General features: G+C 44.4%; 17 protein-coding genes. 11 read left to right on the forward strand and 6 right to left on the reverse strand.

What is annotated here, in order from left to right:
• The first annotated feature begins 105 nt into the window (after positions 1-105).
• Together EXT47_RS21955 and EXT47_RS21960 are read left to right on the forward strand one after the other, a co-directional pair.
• Positions 106-936 (forward strand): alpha/beta fold hydrolase, encoded by an 831-nt coding sequence (locus EXT47_RS21955; protein ID WP_039496378.1) that lies wholly within the window; start codon positions 106-108, stop codon positions 934-936.
• Positions 937-1,286: 350 nt separating this feature from the next.
• Positions 1,287-1,496, forward strand: coding sequence for a cold-shock protein (locus tag EXT47_RS21960; RefSeq protein WP_010370225.1), 210 nt, complete (start codon positions 1,287-1,289; stop codon positions 1,494-1,496).
• 152 nt (positions 1,497-1,648) lie between these two features.
• Here the strand turns inward: EXT47_RS21960 and EXT47_RS21965 are convergent, their stop codons facing one another.
• A complete protein-coding gene (locus EXT47_RS21965) occupies positions 1,649-2,092 on the reverse strand; it encodes a hypothetical protein (protein ID WP_039496379.1) in 444 nt (147 codons plus the stop codon).
• Between the two features lie 178 nt (positions 2,093-2,270).
• Here EXT47_RS21965 and EXT47_RS21970 point away from each other — a divergent pair, with 178 nt between their 5' ends.
• The gene (locus EXT47_RS21970) at positions 2,271-2,612 is read left to right on the forward strand and encodes a zinc ribbon domain-containing protein YjdM (protein ID WP_039496381.1); all 342 of its coding nucleotides are present in this window, start codon (positions 2,271-2,273) and stop codon (positions 2,610-2,612) included.
• A gap of 279 nt (positions 2,613-2,891) precedes the next feature.
• Here the strand turns inward: EXT47_RS21970 and EXT47_RS21975 are convergent, their stop codons facing one another.
• Positions 2,892-3,239: a RidA family protein gene (locus EXT47_RS21975; protein WP_010603817.1), complete on the reverse strand. Its 348-nt coding sequence runs from the start codon at positions 3,237-3,239 to the stop codon at positions 2,892-2,894.
• Positions 3,240-3,383: 144 nt separating this feature from the next.
• Between EXT47_RS21975 and EXT47_RS24215 the strand changes: the two genes are divergently transcribed.
• Positions 3,384-4,478, forward strand: coding sequence for a methyl-accepting chemotaxis protein (locus EXT47_RS24215; protein ID WP_052258321.1), 1,095 nt, complete (start codon positions 3,384-3,386; stop codon positions 4,476-4,478).
• 8 nt (positions 4,479-4,486) lie between these two features.
• Here the strand turns inward: EXT47_RS24215 and EXT47_RS21985 are convergent, their stop codons facing one another.
• Together EXT47_RS21985 and EXT47_RS21990 are read right to left on the reverse strand one after the other, a co-directional pair.
• A complete protein-coding gene (locus EXT47_RS21985) occupies positions 4,487-5,212 on the reverse strand; it encodes an ABC transporter substrate-binding protein (protein WP_130127586.1) in 726 nt (241 codons plus the stop codon).
• A gap of 19 nt (positions 5,213-5,231) precedes the next feature.
• Positions 5,232-5,951, reverse strand: coding sequence for an ABC transporter substrate-binding protein (locus tag EXT47_RS21990; RefSeq protein WP_130127587.1), 720 nt, complete (start codon positions 5,949-5,951; stop codon positions 5,232-5,234).
• 267 nt (positions 5,952-6,218) lie between these two features.
• On the opposite strand from EXT47_RS21990, the gene EXT47_RS21995 reads away from it, so the two are divergent.
• From EXT47_RS21995 to EXT47_RS22025, 7 genes are all read left to right on the forward strand, one after another.
• A complete protein-coding gene (locus EXT47_RS21995) occupies positions 6,219-6,893 on the forward strand; it encodes a GntR family transcriptional regulator (RefSeq protein WP_176474655.1) in 675 nt (224 codons plus the stop codon).
• 14 nt (positions 6,894-6,907) lie between these two features.
• A complete protein-coding gene (gene prpB / locus EXT47_RS22000; RefSeq protein WP_010603812.1) occupies positions 6,908-7,786 on the forward strand; it encodes a methylisocitrate lyase in 879 nt (292 codons plus the stop codon).
• Positions 7,787-7,863: 77 nt separating this feature from the next.
• Positions 7,864-8,985 carry a 2-methylcitrate synthase gene (gene prpC, locus EXT47_RS22005; RefSeq protein WP_130127588.1) on the forward strand — a complete coding sequence of 374 codons (1,122 nt, stop codon included), beginning with the start codon at positions 7,864-7,866 and terminating at the stop codon, positions 8,983-8,985.
• 74 nt (positions 8,986-9,059) lie between these two features.
• On the forward strand, positions 9,060-11,654 hold the full coding sequence (acnD, locus tag EXT47_RS22010) for a Fe/S-dependent 2-methylisocitrate dehydratase AcnD (protein WP_130127589.1): 2,595 nt from the start codon (positions 9,060-9,062) through the stop codon (positions 11,652-11,654).
• 2 nt (positions 11,655-11,656) lie between these two features.
• Positions 11,657-12,832, forward strand: coding sequence for a 2-methylaconitate cis-trans isomerase PrpF (gene prpF, locus EXT47_RS22015; protein ID WP_039496388.1), 1,176 nt, complete (start codon positions 11,657-11,659; stop codon positions 12,830-12,832).
• Positions 12,833-12,980: 148 nt separating this feature from the next.
• Positions 12,981-13,580, forward strand: a complete 600-nt coding sequence (locus EXT47_RS22020) for a LysE family translocator (RefSeq protein ID WP_240701652.1) — start codon at positions 12,981-12,983, stop codon at positions 13,578-13,580.
• An 84-nt stretch (positions 13,581-13,664) separates the two neighbouring features.
• Complete coding sequence (locus EXT47_RS22025; protein WP_205991273.1) at positions 13,665-14,270, forward strand: GNAT family N-acetyltransferase; 606 nt, start codon at positions 13,665-13,667, stop codon at positions 14,268-14,270.
• Between the two features lie 66 nt (positions 14,271-14,336).
• Here EXT47_RS22025 and EXT47_RS22030 read toward each other — a convergent pair whose 3' ends face one another.
• Positions 14,337-15,938, reverse strand: coding sequence for a sensor histidine kinase (locus tag EXT47_RS22030; RefSeq protein ID WP_039496391.1), 1,602 nt, complete (start codon positions 15,936-15,938; stop codon positions 14,337-14,339).
• A gap of 178 nt (positions 15,939-16,116) precedes the next feature.
• Positions 16,117-17,130, reverse strand: a complete 1,014-nt coding sequence (adhP, locus tag EXT47_RS22035; protein ID WP_130127590.1) for an alcohol dehydrogenase AdhP — start codon at positions 17,128-17,130, stop codon at positions 16,117-16,119.
• Positions 17,131-17,291: the final 161 nt, after the last annotated feature.

The following is a 17,291-nucleotide window of genomic DNA, read 5'->3' on the forward strand; positions in this document are numbered from 1 at the left end:
TTTTACTTTGTTTAAATAAAGGGGAGATGCAGCAAAAATGTCATTAGCTTATGGTGCATCTAGCTGCTAACTTTAGAGTCGAACTATAGACATCAAGGAAACGATATGTATCGCACGCTAACTTTATTGGGGTTGTTGTTCGTTAATAGTGCTTATGCACAGATTGCGCTTGAACGTGATATTCAAGAGCACATCGTGGTTGCGAACAAAGTATCTTTGCAGGTTTATCATGTTGCGGGCAATGAACCTGCCGTTGTTTTTGAAAGTGGTTCTGCAGCGCCTGCAATTTATTGGACTCCAGTAATGATGGGTCTCGCGCAGCAAGTACCCAATGCATTGGTGGCCTATAACCGTGAAGGTTATGGCAAAAGCGAGCTTAGTCGCAGAGCCTATAGTATTGATACGGATAATCGTAATCTTCGTGAAGTGTTGAGAACGCTTGATATTCGGCCGCCATTTATTTATGTCGGTCATTCATACGCATACTATGTAATGCAAAACTACATCACCTATTATCCAGAGCAAGTTGCAGGCTTGTTGTATGTTGACCCTGTGACCGTTTACTTCATCGATAAAACCCACGCCTTAGCGCAGGATAAGCTACTTAAACCCTTGAGTACTCTGCCAGAAAATACCTTCGGTGAAGCTCTGCGCCGGGAAACTCAAGCGCTAAGTGAAACCGTTGCGAGTGTTCGGGCGCATCAAGCACCTGATCATATACCGTGTCGTGTTATCGTTGCCCAAAGACCATTTGATCCAACTCAGCGCGATGTTAAAGCATGGCGAGAAGGACAAGAAGCGTTGGCATCACATTGTGATTCTGAGCTAATTATAGCCAAGGGAAGTGACCACACCGTACCTATGAATGCCCCGCAAGTGGTCGTGGAGCAAGTGGTGCAATTAATTCGAAAGTTAGAGTCAAAAAAGCCCCTGTAGTTTTATGAATATTTTATTTCAATCTCTATTATTTACACGGGGTTAGGGGAATAATGTGTTTAAAAATAGGGCGTTGAAAAAGCCGCCAAAAAAATATTGATATTTGTCATTAGCAAGTCATATTGATGATTAAAAATACATTGACTTAGGGCGGAATCCCTATATGATGTTCATAGACAGAATTTGAGTCAGTGTTTTAAAATCTCCATTACGTTGTTGTATAAGTGTTTGCTTGTAGTAGTACCGTCCTGAAGTTTTATCCACTCTACAAATTTAGGTCTATGCGCCCACATGGGCATAGCTCATCAATGCGCAGCATTGGTTTTTGTTTTTATATCAGGATTAGTATTATGTCTAACACTCTTACAGGTACCGTTAAGTGGTTTAACGAGTCTAAAGGTTTTGGTTTCATCGCTCAAGAAAATGGCCCTGATGTGTTCGCACACTTCAGCGCAATTACAGGTGACGGTTTCCGCACCCTAGCTGAAGGCGACAGAGTAGAATTCACAGTTACTGACGGCCAGAAAGGTCCTCAAGCTGAGAAAATCGTTAAGCTTTAATCGCTTAATTGATGAAGAAAAAGCAAGCTAAGGCTTGCTTTTTTTGTGCCTGAAATAACATATTAGCTTCGCTAAAATTTTGCTATTTGCTCCCTCTAATTGAGCAAGTATTAAGGCAAATTGGTATAATACGGCTAGACAGATTTAACCCCTCAAGTTGGTATGGTATTTCTATGTGTCTTGGCGAGCTGTTCAAGCGTATTGATCGCAGAAGCATAAATCTCTCGCGATGTCTTGTTGAGCCCACCGCTGGCTGCTGAAATTTCAAATGTACGCTTCATATCACCAAGCAAATTGATCTTTTCGTGAGGGTTTTCAGTCATTGATATCGGCGCGCCGATAGCCATCATTTGGCCTGAATCAATAAATCCTCCCTCGAATAGCTCTTGAGACATAGCTCGTACTTCTGTCGCTGAAATGTTGTGAACGTTGTATTTAGAGGCAATATTTTGCCAATTATGTTCGGCATTGTTTGCGGTTTGGCTAATGGAAACTTGGGTGTCTTTCTGTACTGCTTCAGCCTCTTTTGGTTGATTCTGGCTATGGCCGCTATAAATTGTTGGTGATCCAACCCTTTGGGTTTGACTAACAAGCATAGGTAATCCTTTATATGATGAAATGCAGATTAATAACTAAGCAATTGTCGTGCCGTACCATTTTGGGTGGCCATTCTTAATTCAATAGCGAGTTAAAGAAGAATATAGAGGGCGCCCTACTCACTTTTACAGTATCATATGCCCATGATACACAGTCTTAAAAGTGATACGGTTAATTATGTCTTTACCACCTTGCCCCAAGTGCAATTCTGAATATGTTTATCAAGATCAAAGTCAGCTAGTATGCCCTGAATGTGCTTACGAATGGGATCCAAGCGTGACTGCTACCGAGGACGACATTCAAGTAAAAGATGCCAATGGCACACTATTAGCGGATGGCGATAAAGTCACTGTGATTAAAGATCTTAAGATTAAAGGCAGCTCACAAGTCATTAAGATTGGCACTAAGGCTTTGGTAAGGCGCGTGCTCGATAAAAAAGACCATGAACTTGACTGCAAAGTTGATGGTGTTGGCGAAATGATGGTTACGGCGAAATTTGTGAAAAAAGCAAATACTTAAGTGGATAAGTGTTCAGAGGTTATGGAGTTTTAAAGCGCCATTGACCGCTGCGAAAGTTAGCGCTCATAAGGTCACTGGAGTCACAGACACGCAAAGCAGAGAAGCCATAGGTAATGACGGAAAAACGGGTAACTGTCAGGTCAAGTCTGAGCTAGTACATATCATTACCACCTGACACTGCTGCGTCAAATACGGCTGTCAAATTTGATCAATATCTAAAAACCAAATCTGACAGATTAACAGTCAGCCTTGTTTAAACTAGGCTTATATTTTTTTAGACTAGATTTCTGCAGCAACCACCGAAATCTCAACAAGCAATGCATCACGAGCCATGCTCGCTTCTACACAAGCGCGAGCTGGTGCATAACCTTCAGGCACCCATGCATCCCACACTTCGTTCATTTCTGCAAAATACTTCATGTCTTTAATATAAATTGTCGCAGAAAGAATGTGTTTGCGGTCGCTGCCTGCTTGAATAAGTAGCTCATCAACTTTCTCAAGCATGGTTTCAGTTTGTGCCCTAATTCCTTGCTCGGCGTCTTTACAGACTTGGCCACATAAATAAATAGTACCATTGTGTTTTACAATGCGGCTCATTCGTTGTTTGGTGTCAATTCGTTCAATCACTGTTTTTCCTCTCTAATCGTTACTGTAATCAGCAGGTTTAATAGCGAAATTTTATCCCTTTTCAAAGATATGGGCTACTCTTTACACTAGTAAACCAGTTTCACTAAACCATTCTCTTTTGCTCTTTTTTTGTAGGAGTGTTTGATGTTTTTCAAAAAGGATAACGTAACACAGCTGCTGGCAGAACTGGATTCTGTTAAAAATGATAATACATTACTTCAAGTACGCTTGGATGATGTTGAACGAAGATTACATACTGCCTATGAAGAAGCTGCAGAGGTGGCAAAAGCCGTTGAAATTGAGCGAACTATAGTACAAAACTTCTTTTTATCTTTAGAAATGCTTGATGCTGTGAGGCACGATGTGGCTACTTCGGCTGATCTACTGAAAGGTGAGGAAACGAGGTTAACGGGTAGTTTAAAAGATTTTCAGGGGATCAGTGAAGGGCTAACAAATTGTGTTCAAGTCTTGTGCGGCTTAACAGAACAATCTACACGTTTAAACACGTCATTTGAGCAATTATCGCAGTCAGCATCAGAAATTAATTCATTTGTTTCACAAGTACAGAGTATTGCTGAGCAAACCAACCTACTGGCTTTAAATGCGGCAATTGAAGCAGCCAGAGCCGGTGAGCAGGGCCGAGGGTTTGCTGTAGTAGCAGACGAAGTACGAACACTTGCAGGTCGTTCATCAGAAGCGGCTGAGAAAATCTCTAGTTTAACTAACGTGACAACGCAGCACACTGATAATGCATTTGAACATGTTAAGCAAAGTACAGAAGAGACGCTGGTAGTATCTAATACAGCCTCAGAAATCAATGAATCCGTCGGATCTATGGCTTCAACCTCAAAAATGATGGCCGATGTAATTTCAGCAGCCAGCATGAGCACGTTTGTGCAAACGGTGAAGCTTGATCACTTAGTTTGGAAAGTAAACATTTACAAGGCGATTCGAGAAGGTAAGGAGGGGGATGAAAGCAAATTTGCCGATCATCATCAATGCCGCTTAGGTAAGTGGTATTACGAGGGAGAAGGTAAGGCTGATTTTTCTAATTACGGTGATTATAAACGTCTAGAATCACCTCATGCCAAAGTGCATGAATCGGGAATTAGCGCATTGCGAGCTAGTGCGCGAGGTGACAAAGAGACACTGATCTCTATGTTAGCAAATATGGAAAATGCCAGTATGGAGGTATTTGATTGTCTAAACGGTTTAGATAGTAAAATGAGAGCCCCATAAATGCTGTACTACAGCTCTAAAACGCGTCGGTAAGCTTCTGTTTTACTAATCTTAGTAAATGCACTACGTAGTCTCTCAACGATCGCTAAAGGTAACTGGTTGTTCGTTGCAAGGTAACCTTTGACCGAGAGTGCTTCCACATCGTATAAAAAGGTAAAGTGGTCGGCTGGAAGGTTAAGCTCCGTGGCCATGGTTTTGATATAACGCGGATCATCAATCACTAAATCAACGCGATTTGCAACGAGCAATTCATATGACTTTTCGATGTCGCTGGTTTGAACAAAGTTAAACCCGAGTGCTTTAAGTGTGCCTTCGGCGATATCACCACGCTGAACTGCTATTTTGTATTGTTTGGCATCCTCAAGTGATTGGATTTTTATGTCCTCACGATAGCGATTGGTAACAAACCCTAAATGAAACACAGCAACAGGACCAATCCAATGAAAGCTGTCTTCTCTCGTGGGGGTCTTTGCGATGCTATAAATCAAGGTATGTTTGTCATGCTGCGCTAATTTAAAAGCTCTAGCCCAAGGGTAAATAGAAAACTGTCCCTCGAGTTCAGCCGCTTTTAAAATCGCTTTGACCAGATCGGTACTTGAGCCTGCAACTTGGTGGTTTTCTATGGTTTGATTGGGTGGAGAAAGTTCCGTAACAACCTGTAATTTCGCCCATAAAGGTAACGGGCTAATCAGTAAAATAAACAGTAGTAGACGTCCAACAACAGCATTCGTCATTAGCAAACAACTCCACACGTTAATGCGTTAATCTATATTTAGCATAGATGGATTTTATTTTTCCGTCATTAACCATTCGTTGCAAGGCGATATTTATTTCCGTTTGTAACTCAGTTAGATGAGGCTGCAAGCGCATATGTACGGGTAATCGGCTTATTTCATAGCAAGACTGAAATTTGCGATACTTTGGTTGTTGTGAAATATAGTAGTCTGCTGTCACCGAACCAATCATGATGTAGTCTAAACGCTCATGTTCAAGCTGTGCTAGTAGTTCTTTCTCCGATACATTTTCATAAACTACTATCTTGTCTTCACCCAAGTGCGCTTCAAAATTATCGTAACGATACCCTCTTACTTTGCCGACTAATGCGCCATAAAACTGCTCGGGCCTATGCTTGCCCACACAGCGAGATTGATACCCAAGCAGTACTTCGGTTGAGAAGGCATAGTCGATGCTGTAAATCCCTGGGACGTCTGCTTCGGCCCGCCACGCTTTATTGATCCCAGGTTCAATATCTATTTTTCCTTGGTCGAAATAGCGCTGTCCTCTGGCGACAGAGAGCGGCATAAACTCAAATTGGTGTGAAGTCAGTTTTGCCAACTCTTGAAAAATGTCGACAAAAATACCTTTGGGTTTTCCCTGTTCTTCAAAATAGTAAGGAGGATTGGCACCGTGATAGACCAGTACGGTATAGGTGTTCGCCTGTGCTAAGCCGGTTATTAGCAGCAGGGAAAGCATTACTATTTGAAAACACCGCATCGTAATCTTCAGGCTAAAGTAAAGGTATCTTCATAATATGCATGATTTTTAAGCGATGCAATTAATCCTTTCCTGATACCGTATCGAGATAAATACATGAGAGTGATTATTTGTCACAAGCTATAAATATGGTGAATATTGTTTATATTGAAAATTGTCGACAATTTGCGGCGAGGCTGGTTGACGTGCGCGTCAACCAGCACTATATTGTCTACAACTTAAATTACTAAGACTGGCTAACTAATGATGAGCTTTTTTGACGAGCAAGCGGTTACTTCTTCTGATAAAGCATTCTTTCGTATGCGAAAGGAAATTGTAGAAGGTGAAATAGCGGCAGGTTCTAAGCTCAGCGAAATGGAATTGTCGACAAAGTATGAAGTCAGCAGAGCGGTTGTTCGCGAGGCAATTAATCGCTTGGAGTCATGTCACCTAGTTGAACGTAAAGCCAATGTAGGGGCGCGCGTTGTTACTCTCACACCGGAAGGGTTAATGGAGCTTTATCAGATCCGTGAAGCACTAGAAGGTATGGCGGCAAGGCTTGCAGCGCAGCACATGACTGACACTGAAATTCAAGACTTAGAAGGTTTGTTGTCGAGTCAATTCGATGAAGTCAAAAACCAACATTCTTATTATCAAGAAGCGGGCGATCTCGATTTTCATTACCGCATTATTCTTGGCAGTAAAAATGCGAGTCTTATCTCTATGCTAGTCAATGGACTGTACCACTTGGTACGTATGTATCGTGTGCAGTTAGGGATGGCCGGTCCCCGCGTCACCACGGCATTTGACGAGCATAAACATATCGTTCGTGCGATCAGTAACCGCGACCCAGAACTGGCAGAAATACTGATGCGTCGACATATTCAATATTCTAAAAATAATATCGCAACCAAGTTAGCAAGCAATCAATCACATTTTTAAGAGAGAGCATCATCATGAGCGCAGGAAAAAAATTTCGTGAAGCATTAAAAGCCAACAAACCGCTTCAAATCGTCGGTACTATTAACGCATATAGCGCGATGATGGCAAAGAAAATTGGTCATCAAGCTATCTATCTTTCTGGTGGTGGCGTTGCTAATGCATCTTATGGTTTACCTGACTTAGGAATGACATCTCTAAATGATGTAATTGCAGATGTAAGTCGCATTACCTCAGCTTGTGATCTACCTTTAATGGTCGACATTGATACTGGATGGGGCGGCGCATTCAATATTGCAAAAACCATCCGAGATATGGAAAAAGCAGGTGCAGCTGCGGTACATATGGAAGATCAAGTTGCGCAAAAACGCTGTGGTCACCGTCCAAATAAAGAAATCGTGTCGACCGAAGAAATGGTTGACCGTATTAAAGCAGCAGTTGATGCACGCACCGATCCTGACTTCTTCATTATGGCAAGAACAGATTCTTTTGCACAAGAAGGGCTAGAAGCGGCAATTGAGCGTGCAAAAGCTTATGTTGCGGCAGGCGCTGATGGCATTTTTGCAGAAGCGGTACAAACTGAAGAACACTATCGCGCATTCAGCGAAGCACTTGATGTGCCCATCCTCGCGAATATCACTGAGTTTGGTAAGACAGAACTTTGGAACAAAGCTGAGCTGGGTGAGTGGGGCGTAGATATGGTGCTTTACCCACTGAGTGCGTTCAGAGCGATGAACAAAGCGGCGGAGCTAGTGTATCAGTCTATTTTAGAAAATGGGGACCAGAAAGCGGTACTCGATACCATGCAAACCCGAATGGATTTGTATGATTACCTTGGCTATCACGATTATGAGCAAAAGCTCGATGCATTATTCGCCGAAGGTAAAAATAAGTAAAAATTAAAGCTGTTCAGGGTTGCTCAGCAGCACAAAATATTAATACCCAGCAGGTAAAAAATTCAGGAGATAATAATATGGCTAAAGTACTAAGTGGCGCGGGCCTTCGTGGTCAAGTAGCAGGAAAAACAGCACTATCAACGGTAGGTAAGTCGGGCTCAGGTTTGACTTATCGTGGTTACGATGTAAAGGAACTAGCTGAAAGTTGTCAGTTTGAAGAGGTTGCTCACCTTATCCTTAAAGGTAACTTACCAAATCAAGCTGAACTGGACGCTTATAAAAGCGAGCTAAAAGCAATGCGCGGTTTGCCGCAGGCGTTAAAAGAAGTATTAGAACGTATTCCTGCTGATGCACACCCAATGGACGTATTACGCACGGGTTGTTCAATGCTTGGCAATCTTGAAGGTGAAGCAAGCTTTGATGAGCAAGGTAAAGTAACCGATCGCATGCTAGCAAGTTTCCCAAGCATTATTTGTTACTGGTATCGCTTTAGCCATGATGGCGTTCGTATCGATGTGGAGACGGATGACGACTCAATCGGTGCACATTTCTTACACTTATTGCACGGCGAAAAACCAAGTGAGCTACATGAGCGTGTGATGCACGTATCACTTATTCTTTATGCAGAGCACGAGTTTAACGCATCAACCTTTACAGCGCGTGTTTGTGCGTCAACGCTTTCTGATATGCATTCATGTATTACTGGTGCAATTGGTTCTCTACGTGGTCCACTTCACGGTGGCGCAAACGAAGCGGCAATGGAAATGATTGAGCGCTTTGAATCTGCGGATCACGCAGAGCAAGAAATGATGGGTATGCTTGAGCGTAAAGAAAAGATCATGGGCTTTGGTCACGCTATCTATTCAGAATGTGACCCTCGTAACGAAATCATAAAACGTTGGTCTGAGAAGCTAGCAGCAGATGTGGGTGATACAGTACTTTACCCTGTATCTGTACGCTGTGAAGAAGTCATGTGGCGCGAGAAAAAACTATTCTGTAATGCCGATTTCTTCCATGCATCAGCTTATAACTTCATGAAGATCCCGACTAAATTGTTCACACCAATCTTTGTTATGTCACGCTTAACAGGTTGGGCTGCACACGTTATGGAGCAGCGCGCAGATAACCGTATCATTCGTCCATCGGCGGAATACACCGGCGAGGAGCTACGTCCAGTTCCTGCCATTTCTGAGCGTTAATCGAACACTGTTCGAATCTATTCTGGCGGTCGCCATGGCCGCCTGTTCTCCGTCACCGATTGTTGGAAGTTGTTATGAATACTCAATTCCGTAAACGTTTACCTGATTCTGAGCTTTGCTATTACGATACAAAAGAAGCGGTAGAAGCCATCAAACCTGGTAGCTACGAGACTTTACCTTATACCTCACGCGTCCTTGCTGAAAACTTAGTACGCCGCGCTGAGCCTGAAAAACTCAATGATTATCTTGAACAAATTATCGAGCGTCGTCGCGATTTAGACTTTCCGTGGTTTCCTGCTCGCGTGGTTTGCCATGATATTTTGGGTCAAACTGCGCTAGTCGACCTTGCGGGTTTGCGTGATGCTATCGCTGAAAAAGGCGGCGATCCGGCTAAAGTCAATCCAGTCGTACCGACTCAACTGATTGTGGATCACAGCTTGGCTGTAGAGCACGCCGGTTATGAAGAAGATGCATTTGAGAAAAACCGCGCGATTGAAGACCGTCGAAATGACGACCGTTTTCATTTTATCAACTGGACCAAAACGGCATTTAAAAACGTTGATGTGATCCCGCCAGGCAACGGTATTTTGCACCAAATCAATTTGGAAAAAATGTCGCCAGTTATTCAAGCGCGCGACGGTGTTGCCTTCCCTGATACGCTTGTTGGCACCGACAGCCACACGCCACACGTTGATGCACTTGGTGTTATTGCCGTTGGTGTGGGTGGCCTTGAAGCAGAAAGCGTGATGCTTGGCCGTGCTTCATACATGCGATTGCCGGATATTGTTGGGGTTGAAATCATTGGCAAACGCCAACCGGGGATCACCGCAACAGATATCGTACTGGCGATCACTGAGTTTTTACGTAAAGAGCGCGTTGTTTCTAGCTACTTAGAGTTCTTTGGTGAAGGTACGCAAGACCTTAATTTAGGTGACCGTGCGACAATTTCAAACATGACACCAGAGTATGGCGCAACCGCGGCCATGTTCTACATCGATGAGCAAACCATTGATTATTTGAAGCTCACAGGCCGTGATGACGAGCAAATCAAGCTGGTGGAAAAATACGCTAAGCTGACAGGGCTTTGGGCTGATTCTTTACAAAACGTGCAGTACGAGCGTGTACTTAAGTTTGATTTGTCTACGGTGACGCGTAATATTGCAGGTCCTTCAAATCCGCATCGCCGTGTTGCAACTAATGACCTTGCTAATCAAGGTATCGTTAAAGAGATTGAAGCGCCAAAAGATGGTTTGATGCCAGATGGCGCCGTGATCATTGCTGCTATCACCAGCTGTACGAATACCAGTAACCCACGTAACGTCGTTGCCGCAGGCTTACTGGCGCGTAATGCCAATAAATTAGGTCTTGCTCGTAAACCTTGGGTGAAAACGTCTTTTGCACCGGGGTCAAAAGCGGTACGTTCTTATATGGAAGAGGCAAAGCTCCTACCTGAGCTTGAGCAGCTCGGTTTTGGTGTTGTTGCCTTTGCTTGTACGACTTGTAATGGCATGAGTGGCGCACTTGATCCGAAAATTCAACAAGAAGTGATTGACCGCGATTTATATTCAACGGCAGTATTATCGGGTAACCGTAACTTTGACGGTCGAATTCACCCTTATGCAAAACAAGCCTTTTTAGCTTCACCGCCGTTGGTTGTGGCTTATGCAATTGCAGGCACCGTGCGTTTTGATATTGAAAATGGTGTTTTAGGTCGCGACCAAGAGGGCAATCCAGTCACGCTTAAAGATATCTGGCCAAGCGATGAAGAAATCGATGCGGTGATCAAAGAAAGCGTAAAACCAGAGCAGTTCCGCGCCGTTTATGAGCCAATGTTTGACCTCACGGTAGACTATGGTGAAGACAACGACCCTCTTTATCAGTGGCGTCCAATGAGTACCTATATTCGTCGCCCTCCTTATTGGGAAGGGGCACTCGCGAGCGAGCGTACCATGAAAGGCATGCGTCCATTAGCGATTTTAGGGGACAACATCACGACTGACCATTTATCGCCATCGAATGCGATTTTAGCAACCAGTGCGGCGGGTGAATATCTGGCCAAAATGGGCTTACCAGAGGAAGATTTCAACTCATACGCGACACACCGAGGTGATCACTTAACGGCGCAGCGTGCGACATTCGCCAACCCCAAACTGTTAAACGAAATGGTGGTAGAAAACGGTGAAGTAGTACAAGGTTCACTGGCGCGTGTTGAGCCTGAAGGCAAAGTCACCAGAATGTGGGAAGCCATCGAAACCTATATGGAGCGTAAACAGCCGCTGATCATCGTTGCTGGCGCAGATTACGGCCAAGGCTCGTCTCGTGACTGGGCTGCAAAAGGTGTGCGTTTGGCTGGAGTTGAAGTTATCGCAGCAGAAGGGTTTGAGCGTATTCACCGTACTAACTTAATCGGTATGGGTGTACTACCGCTTGAGTTTAAAGCGGGCACTACCCGTAAAACGCTTGAACTCGATGGTACAGAAACCTATGACGTTGAGGGTGAACCAGCACCAGGTGCTACATTAACTCTCGTGATTAACCGTCAAAGTGGTGAGCGTGTAGAGGTGCCTGTGACTTGTCGATTAGATACCTTTGAAGAAGTATCTATTTACTCTGCAGGTGGCGTGTTACAACGCTTTGCTCAAGACTTCCTCGAAGCGGAAGGCGTATAACCATGAGTCAATTTAAGCCGCAAATTAAAATTCCCGCCACTTATATGCGTGGCGGCACCTCTAAAGGGGTGTTCTTTAATTTAACAGATTTACCCGAGTACGCGCAGCAACCGGGTGAAGCGCGAGATAACTTGCTGCTACGTGTGATTGGCAGCCCAGATCCCTATGGTAAACATACCGATGGCATGGGCGGTGCAACTTCCAGTACCAGCAAAACCGTGATTTTAAGTAAAAGCGACAAAGCCGACCATGACGTGAATTATCTTTTTGGTCAGGTTGCTATCGACAAACCATTTATTGATTGGAGCGGAAACTGTGGCAATTTAACGGCTGCGGTGGGGGCATTTGCAATCAGCAACGGCTTAGTCGACGCGAATAAAGTGCCAGAGAACGGTGTTGCTGTCGTTAAAATCTGGCAGGCGAATATTAGAAAAACCATAGTGGCGCATGTTCCAATCAGCAATGGAGAAGTGCAAGAGACGGGCGACTTTGAACTGGATGGCGTAACTTTCCCTGCAGCAGAAGTGGTGGTTGAGTTTATGGATCCAAGCGACCCAGACGTTGATATGTTTCCGTCGGGCAACCTCGTCGATACGTTAACTGTGCCTGATGAAGGCACTTTTGAAGTGACCATGATAAGTGCCGGGATCCCAACGCTTTTCTTCCGTGCTTCCGATTTAGGTTATGAAGGTACAGAGTTACAAGAAGCGATTAATGGAGACTCCGCTGCACTAGAGCGATTTGAAAAGATCCGTGCTTATGGCGCAGTTAAAATGGGTTTAATAGGTCATATTGACGAAGCGAAAGTTCGCCAACATACCCCAAAGATTGCTTTTGTTGCACCTGCTAAATCTTATGCAGCATCGAGCGGTAAAGCGGTGGAAGCCAATACCATCGACTTAAACGTTCGCGCCTTATCTATGGGTAAACTGCACCATGCGATGATGGGCACTGCCGCTGTGGCGATAGCAACCGCGGCGGCAATTCCTGGCACCCTAGTTAACGAAGCCGCTGGTGGTGGCGATCTTAACTCCGTGACCTTTGGACATCCGTCAGGCACCTTAAAGGTTGGCGCGGAAGCGCTACAAGAGTCTGGCCGCTGGCAAGCTAAAAAAGCCGTCATGAGCCGCAGCGCTCGCGTGCTAATGGAAGGCCGAGTTCGCGTCCCAGAGGCGTAGCTCCATACTAAATTAAAGGCTCTGTTCCCAAGAGCCTTATTCTCTACATAAGAAAACTCCCGAGTTGTTGCTTGGTCGTGAAGGTGTGCCTGCCATTCGGCTTCTTCTTTGATTTCCACCATGCAGACTTGTAATTCATAAGGACGATATGATGTTTGAAGCTTTACTTTCTGTGGCAATCACAACCGCGGTATTACTTGGCTCACCCGGTCCTGCGCCACTTGCACTGGCTGCGGCGGGGGCGAGTCAAGGTGTTAAAAAAGGTTTCCCGTTCTTAGCTGGTATTTTGGCGGGATTGCTTGTTGCGGTGATCTTTGCAGCCACAGGGGTTGCAGGGTTACTGGTTAGCCATCCCCAAGTGACGCTCGTGCTCAAATGGCTTGCAGCCGCCTACTTAATTTATGTTGCCTACAAAATTGCAGCAAACAACGCGGCGCTTGGTAGTGCAGGTGCGCAGCTACCGAGCTTTAAAGATGGGTTTATTCTTAACCTCCTCAACCCCAAAGCCTACGCGGCTTGTATCGCTATTTTTGCGACGGCTTCGGTGCCGGCAAGCTCAAACCTAGTTGCTACGGTACTTGCCGCTAGCGTGTGCTACATTGTGGCGATAGTGATCGACACAATGTGGCTGGTATTAGGTGGTGTGATTTTTAAAACACTGAATGATGAGACCGTACTTAAACGGATCCGAATTGGTTTTGCGTTGACTTTGGTTGTGCTCGTTCTTTACGGGCTATTTGTCGTTTGAGGTTGATGGGAAGTCACAGGCATAGCTTTTAGACTTGAATAGATGTAATAATCTGAGTTATGTAACCGTCACTCAGAAAAGCCAATGATCGCCCCACCAGATGAAAACAACGTCCCCATAAGTGATATCCGTGTTGAATTTTCGGACTCGGCATTTGCTTTGAGAACGTTAAGAGCGGGTGAATATCAACGGTTGGAGCACCTGTTTTCGCTTAGATATGGTGCAGAGTACGATGCCGAAGAGTTATTAAAGTTACGACAACAAAGAGTGCTAGTACCTTTTTTACAAGCAGCTGAAGATAAATCAAAGCACTGTATTTGTGTACGGCAAACTCAAACGCGCGAAATGCTTGGCATGATCTTAATTACAGTCGATGACTCAGCGGCCAAAAAAGTATTGGTAGAAGAGAGTTGGTTTATTCACGATACTCTGTTCGACAAGGTGTTTTGTTTATTCGTGACAGAGTATTTGAATACTCTAGGCTTCGCTTTGGTTGAATTTAGAGTCGACGAGCGTAATGATTTAGTACGCCGGTTGGTTGAGCAACTTGGTGCGCACTTTGACGGCATATTACGTCGTGAAGGTGTTTATCGGAACGAGTGCTTCAACCTTGCTGTGTACTCTATATCTCAGGAAGAGTGGCAGTGCGTTGTTCCTCTGTATTCTATTTACAAAGCATTGCCACAATAATAGGGAAGCTTGAAGTGTGCATTTATGGAAAGTAAACCAAAGTATCGGCTGGGTCCGTTAGCGCGACTAGCTCGGTAACTTGATAATGATGCATGTTCCGGAATTAGATTCTGTTTCACACTCAATTACGCCATTAAAATACTGAGTGACAATAGCGAGTGCAACACTTAGCCCTAAACCCAAGCCTTTTTGGGTGCGATTACCGACAACAAAAGGATCAAATACTTTATCTTTGATTTCATGTGGAATACCGCTGCCGTTGTCCGTGACTTTAATCGTATATCCAAGTTTTGAGGCTTGAGCTGATATAATCACACATGGGCTTTGCATTGAGTTATCAGCAAAGGCGTGGTAAAACGCATTTTCTATTACAGGTTGGAAAACCTGCTGTAACAACCTTTCAGGCGCGGTGATAGCAAGTGCTTCGGGAATATCTAAGGTAATATCAATATGTGGGTGTTGATTGGCAAGCTCACTCACACATCGTGTGATAAGTGGCTGTAAGTAAACAGGCTTTACTTCTCCTTCAAATCCAGTATTAGTGATGATTTTGAGCTTGTCGATAATACCTGTGATCCGCTCGGTACTATTGACGACGAGCTTGGCACAACTCTCGATATTTTCTATCGAATGCAATAAAGCAGACTTGGCGATTTCATTTTTATTGACCCTTTGTCTTACTCCTTCGACAAGCAATAGTTGGTTACTGGAAGCGGTCATCGCGACGCCAATCGGCGTGTTAATCTCATGGGCAAGTCCTGGGATCAATCGCACCAGCGTTGCTGACTTTTCGGCGTTTATCAGGCGCTTTTGAGTCTCACTGAGTTCACTGATCGCGTGATTAAGTGCATTGTTTTTTTCTATTAACTCTTCAGTTTGGCTTTTTACCTCCGTATTTAGATAATCAATAATACTTTTACGGATGGCCGAGCGAGAGTTGTACAACGCGATGAGGCTAAGTAATAGCAAGATAAAGCAAACAAACGCGGCGCCATAATAGGACTTTACCTTTTTATTGCTGCTTGCAAGAAGTGAGCTGAAATCCAGCTCTCTGCGTTCTAAAAAGGCATTGATGTGCGTCATTATTTGTACTTTACTTTGGAGGTAAGCCTCGCTGTACAAAGTATTTAGGGCTTGCTGATTTTTCCCTGCTGCCACGAGTTCAAAGGCTTCACGCTCAAGTGACACGAGTGCTTCACTTTTATCCTCTGCATTTCGCAACATAGTTAATTCATCCGTAGAAACCCCATTTTCTAATAATAATGTCAGTAGCGCTTTTGGTGCTTCTTTTTCAAATGGTGCTTGACCCTCTTTGACCAGCAACATGTCCCAATAGACGCGGTGCAAATGCTTAGGGCGGGGGGAAGTGCCGTTACGGATCGTTAAGATCTCATCAAAAAATTGCTTAAATTTGGGGTTGCCCGTGGCGGCATAAGCCCGAGCCATCATGGTGAGTTGATCTGAGCTGAGTCTCAACTCTTGGGATAAACGAACAAGATTAAAATTTCTTTCTATTTCTTGCTCTTGCGCTTCCTTATTGACGAATGCCAAAAATGTGAACACCACAGAAAGAAAAAAAAGCAGCATGGAGAGCGCTGATATATGGTAGAAGTACTTAAAGCTAAACGACTGACTTGGGTGAAGTATGTTGCTTTGACTGGCTGCCATGTATTCAACGTTGTTAAGACTCGAATACACAAAGTATAGTTAACCTAAGCTCGGAATAACAATTTGTTCTCTGGCCCGTTGTCATCCCACGTTCTGGTTGGTCGTTCTCGGCTTTTGTCACTTTGCCGAAGTGAGAAAGCAGCCAAATGGATAACAAGTATTTGGCTGCTCGATGGGTCTAGTCGAATGTTAGTACGATCCTGCCATTAATGTCGCTATTGAGCATATCGTCAAATATATCGTTGATTTGCTCAAGTGGCTTGGTTTCAATAATGGCTTTTACCTTGCCCTCAGCAGCAAACTGTAAGCATTCAGTGAGGTCTTGACGAGTACCAACGATACTGCCAACAACACTAATACCTTTAAGAACGGTATCAAATATAGGAATAGGCATTTCTTCAGGTGGTAAGCCAACGAGCACACAAGTACCGCCGCGCTTTACGCTGTTAAATGATGTGGTAAAGGCTGGCTTTGAGACCGCGGTACAAACCACGGCTTGGACTCCACCAAGCTTATTTTGCATCAACTTTGCGGGATCGCTCTGCTTAAAGTCGATACATAAATCGGCGCCAAGATCTTTTGCTAGTGCTAACTTTGATTCGCCAGTGTCAACTGCAATTACATTCAGCCCCATTGCTTTGGCGTATTGCACTGCTAAGTGACCAAGGCCACCTACACCAATAATGGCAACCCATTCACCAGGTTTGGCTTTTGATACTTTTAGTGCTTTATAGGTGGTGACACCCGCGCAGAATAGAGGTGCGGCATCGACAAATGATAAGCCTTCGGGGATTTTTACCACGTAGTTGGCATCGGCTTTACAGTACTGTGCGTAACCGCCGTCGACGGAATAGCCACTATTTAACTGCTCTGGACATAAGTTTTCGTCGCCTTTTAGGCAGTGTTCACAATGACCGCAGGCGCTATGAAGCCAAGGTACACCCACTCTATCACCAACGGCTAGGTGCTTAACATCGTCAGCTTTTGCGATAACGGTACCCACACCTTCGTGACCAGGCACTAATGGTAATTTAGGCTTAACTGGCCAGTCGCCATGACAGGCGTGTAAGTCGGTGTGGCAAACGCCACAGGCGGCTATTTCAACGATGACCGCTCCTTGAGTAAGTTGCGGTTTCTCAATTTCTTGAATTTCTAACGGTTGTTTAAATTGGTGCACTAACGCTGCTTTCATCTTTTTGCTCCTTGATTGAGTCGAGAGTAGCTTAGCAGCTATAACTAGGAGCAATTTGATCCGAAACAATGAATGAGGTGAGAGTAAATAACCTGAGCTGCGGATAATTAATGCCTTTCTAGCAGCCAGTTTTAGCGCTAACTGCGTTGAATTCACTTCCA

This window comes from Pseudoalteromonas sp. CO342X, from assembly GCF_004208915.1.
GTDB lineage: Bacteria > Pseudomonadota > Gammaproteobacteria > Enterobacterales > Alteromonadaceae > Pseudoalteromonas > Pseudoalteromonas maricaloris.

Bases quoted from the DNA above. Each gene is read 5' to 3' on its own strand.
- adhP (WP_130127590.1), bottom strand. From the start codon at position 17,130: ATGAAAGCAGCGTTAGTGCACCAATTTAAACAACCGTTAGAAATTCAA.
- EXT47_RS21970 (WP_039496381.1), top strand. From the start codon at position 2,271: ATGTCTTTACCACCTTGCCCCAAGTGCAATTCTGAATATGTTTATCAA.
- prpC (WP_130127588.1), top strand. From the start codon at position 7,864: ATGGCTAAAGTACTAAGTGGCGCGGGCCTTCGTGGTCAAGTAGCAGGA.
- acnD (WP_130127589.1), top strand. From the start codon at position 9,060: ATGAATACTCAATTCCGTAAACGTTTACCTGATTCTGAGCTTTGCTAT.
- EXT47_RS21985 (WP_130127586.1), bottom strand. From the start codon at position 5,212: ATGACGAATGCTGTTGTTGGACGTCTACTACTGTTTATTTTACTGATT.
- EXT47_RS21955 (WP_039496378.1), top strand. From the start codon at position 106: ATGTATCGCACGCTAACTTTATTGGGGTTGTTGTTCGTTAATAGTGCT.
- prpB (WP_010603812.1), top strand. From the start codon at position 6,908: ATGAGCGCAGGAAAAAAATTTCGTGAAGCATTAAAAGCCAACAAACCG.
- EXT47_RS21965 (WP_039496379.1), bottom strand. From the start codon at position 2,092: ATGCTTGTTAGTCAAACCCAAAGGGTTGGATCACCAACAATTTATAGC.
- EXT47_RS22020 (WP_240701652.1), top strand. From the start codon at position 12,981: ATGATGTTTGAAGCTTTACTTTCTGTGGCAATCACAACCGCGGTATTA.
- prpF (WP_039496388.1), top strand. From the start codon at position 11,657: ATGAGTCAATTTAAGCCGCAAATTAAAATTCCCGCCACTTATATGCGT.
- EXT47_RS21960 (WP_010370225.1), top strand. From the start codon at position 1,287: ATGTCTAACACTCTTACAGGTACCGTTAAGTGGTTTAACGAGTCTAAA.
- EXT47_RS21990 (WP_130127587.1), bottom strand. From the start codon at position 5,951: ATGCTTTCCCTGCTGCTAATAACCGGCTTAGCACAGGCGAACACCTAT.
- EXT47_RS22030 (WP_039496391.1), bottom strand. From the start codon at position 15,938: ATGGCAGCCAGTCAAAGCAACATACTTCACCCAAGTCAGTCGTTTAGC.
- EXT47_RS24215 (WP_052258321.1), top strand. From the start codon at position 3,384: ATGTTTTTCAAAAAGGATAACGTAACACAGCTGCTGGCAGAACTGGAT.
- EXT47_RS21995 (WP_176474655.1), top strand. From the start codon at position 6,219: ATGAGCTTTTTTGACGAGCAAGCGGTTACTTCTTCTGATAAAGCATTC.
- EXT47_RS22025 (WP_205991273.1), top strand. From the start codon at position 13,665: ATGATCGCCCCACCAGATGAAAACAACGTCCCCATAAGTGATATCCGT.